The sequence below is a fragment of the Denitromonas halophila genome (genome assembly GCF_007625155.1).
Lineage (GTDB): Bacteria > Pseudomonadota > Gammaproteobacteria > Burkholderiales > Rhodocyclaceae > Nitrogeniibacter > Nitrogeniibacter halophilus.
This window is the reverse complement of the sequence record NZ_VMNK01000032.1, coordinates 1-3327: the sequence shown is the minus strand read 5'-3', so window position 1 is coordinate 3327 and position 3327 is coordinate 1. Positions and strand designations below refer to the sequence as shown.

The following is a 3327-nucleotide window of genomic DNA, read 5'->3' as shown; positions in this document are numbered from 1 at the left end:
TCGCCATTCAGGCGCCGATCATGCGGCTCAACCACGACAAGGTGCTCACGCTACTGCCGGCGCTCAAGAAAGCCGCCAAGGCCCTCGCCGACATCGAGACGCAGGCAGAGAACGAATTGCAGCACAGCGCCTGAGCGGGGGAGGTCTCCTGTTTGGGTAGGCAGCGACGCCTCGGTGAAAACCGGGGCGTTTTTGTTTTCGGGCGCGCAATTTGCAGGACTTGACTGGGGCATAAAAAGGACATAATGTCCGCAAAAAGTCCCAGCGAAGGCGCCGAAATGACCGTAACCGTTCTTACCACCGGCCCCGATGCCGATGTGGCCCTGTACTACCTCACCGAAGCACTCAAGCTCCGTAGCCAGACCGAAGTGGCCCGCCAGTTGGGCAAGAACGTGCGCACCGTGCGTCGATGGATTGCCGAGCAGGCGGTGCCGGCACACTACCACTACGCCTTGCAACAACTCCTCCCGTTTGGCGCCGAAGCGGCGGCGGAAGGGCAGTTTCGTTTCATCGATCTGTTTGCCGGGGTCGGCGGCATCCGCGCCGCCTTCGAAGGCATCGGCGGCCAATGCGTGTTCACCAGCGAGTGGGACAGCTACGCGCAAAAGACCTACGCCGAGAACTACCGCGACGAGCACCCCATCCATGGCGACATCACGCAGATCGAAGCGGCCGACGTGCCCGATCACGACGTGCTGCTCGCCGGCTTTCCGTGCCAGCCGTTCTCCATTGCCGGCGTTTCCAAAAAGAACGCCCTCGGCCGCGCCCACGGGTTCTCCGACGAAACGCAGGGCACGCTGTTCTTCGACATCTGCCGCATCATCGAAGAAAAGCAGCCGCGCGCCTTTCTGCTCGAAAACGTCAAGAATCTCCTGTCGCACGACAAGGGACGCACATGGGATGTCATCAAACGCGCCCTGATCGAGCTCGGCTACGACATCTCGCCCCGCGTGGTGGACGGCGCCCACTTCGTGCCGCAGCACCGCGAGCGCATCCTCATCGTCGGCTTCCGTCGCGATCTGGGTGTCAGCTTCGACTGGGATGCCTTGCCGCTGCCGGAGAAAGGCCACAAGAAGCTCGGCAGCATCTTGCATCGTACCGACGGCAGCGAGCCTGTCCTCGAATGGGATGGCGACCGCTTCTTCGACCACGCCGCGCGCAAGGTGCAGGACAAATACACCCTCACCCCCAAGCTCTGGGCCTATCTCCAAAACTACGCCGCCAAGCACCGCGCCAAGGGCAACGGCTTCGGTTTCGGGCTTGTCTTCCCCGATAGCGTCACCCGCACGCTGTCGGCCCGCTACTACAAGGACGGTTCGGAAATTCTGGTTTATCAGGGCGAGGACAAGAATCCGCGGAGGCTCACGCCGCGCGAGTGTGCGCGACTGATGGGCTTTCCGGATACGTTCCGGATTCCGGTGTCGGATACGCGGGCGTATCAACAATTCGCCGAGGCGGCGGTTGTTCCGATGGTCGCTGCAACAGCTAGACTCATGGCTTCGTCATTAAGTGAAAAGGAATTGGCATCACCAATCGATTCGATTGAGTTGCCAACCGACATCATGAGTTCAGGCCGTTGGACAAAAGAGCAACTCAAGCTCGCCTTTCATCTGTACTGCCAATTGCCGTTTGGCAAGCTGCATTCGAAAAACCCAGAAATCATCGCGCTGGCGACGTTGATCGGCCGGACCCCGTCGGCGGTGGCGATGAAGCTGGTCAATTTCGCAAGTCTTGATCCCGCGATCACGAGCACTGGGCGGAGGGGTTTAGGCAATGCCTCAGCGCTTGATCGTGAAATATGGGATGCGTTTCATGCGGACTGGGAGGGCTTGGCGTTGGCGTGCCATGCCCTGCGGGTTAAGCTCAGTCCGGACGCCGTCGATCCGGAGGCGGATGCACGCGTTGCGCTGGACGACTACGTCGGTGAGACGCGCCGCGTTCTTACCCAGCAGCGCGTCAAGCAAGCCTTTTTCCGGCGTGCTGTGCTGGCGAGCTATCGCGGGCGCTGCTGCATGTCGCAACTGGCCGATGCTCGGTTGCTCGTTGCCAGCCATATCGTGCCGTGGCGCGACGATAAGGCGAATCGTCTCAATCCAAGCAATGGCTTATGTCTTTCGGCGATCCATGACAAAGCCTTCGACGCGGGTTTGATCTCGTTGACGGATGATTGCCAGATACTCGTGTCGGTGCAGGTCAAGCGCGCGGCTGATCCGTTTCTGAATCAAGTTGTCGTGCCGCTTGCGGGGCGACAGATCGAATTACCAGAGCGCTTTCCGCCGACGCCCGCGTTCATTCGGCATCACCGCGAATCCATCTTTGTCGACAGCGTGGGGGCATGAGCCGTGGCGGCCGAGGACTATTGCGTTTTCGAGTATTTGTATCGAGATGCTGGCAACTTCAAAGCGCACGGTGCGCTCTTGCTCGAAGGTGTTTTGAGTGACGTGGATATCGCGTTGCTACGGGGGCGGTTGGATGGCGGCGAATTCTTCATCGCCGAGCAAATCGGCGTACCAACGCTCTATCAGCAACTGTGGGACGAGTGCGACTGCGAGCCTTCAGATGAGATGGACCATGTCTGGCACGAGTTCGGAGAGATTCGTCTGGCAAGCGCTGACGATTTAGCCGTGTTGCCACGCTGGGGGAGGGCCAACGATTTCAAAATGCAGTTGCTCCGCATTCGGCGATGGGACGAGACGCTGTCCTGCAATTGGCCAGCATAGGGACGTGAGCATGTCTTCTCCGATATTGAGGCTTCACGAAGATGCCTTCTACGCCTTCTTTCGCCCTTATCGCCACCCGGAGGCACGTCACGACATTTGGGGCGGTATAGGGCTTGAAACGTTTGGTGCTGATTGGGAGTTGGTCCGAGGCTCCGATATAGACCACGTGTGGACTGTTGTCGATGGTGACTCAGGAAGTGACCAATGGATTACCCCCGGTATTCGTTACGTGAATCGTGTCTGTTACTTATTGACTGAGAGGTCGAACATGGGGGTGGAGGTTGAGTTCCGCTGTCAGGGCCGGCCACACACGTTGACGCCGATTGGGTTGGCACGACAGATTAGGCGACTTGAGCGGGCTCTGCTGGGGGTAGGACGACGGGCATAAAAGAAACGGGCCGCAATCGCGGCCCGTTTTGCATGCAGACGGCAGGGGAGGGATTACACCTTCCGATACACCTCCGCCCCCTGCTTCACAAACTCCACCGCCTTCACCTCCATCCCCTGCTTGAGCGCAGCCTGCTCGTCAATACCCTGCTGCGCAGCGTAATCGCGCACATCCTGGGTGATCTTCATCGAGCAGAAATGCGGCCCGCACATGGAGCAG

General features: G+C 59.5%; 2 protein-coding genes. Both read left to right on the top strand.

Going from position 1 to position 3327, the window contains the following annotated elements; genetic code table 11:
- Positions 1–245 precede the first annotated feature (245 nt).
- Positions 246–2339 carry a DNA (cytosine-5-)-methyltransferase gene (dcm, locus tag FHP91_RS21655; protein ID WP_186301658.1) on the top strand — a complete coding sequence of 698 codons (2094 nt, stop codon included), beginning with the start codon at positions 246–248 and terminating at the stop codon, positions 2337–2339.
- A 3-nt stretch (positions 2340–2342) separates the two neighbouring features.
- A complete protein-coding gene (locus FHP91_RS21025; protein WP_144311400.1) occupies positions 2343–2720 on the top strand; it encodes a hypothetical protein in 378 nt (125 codons plus the stop codon).
- Positions 2721–3327: the final 607 nt, after the last annotated feature.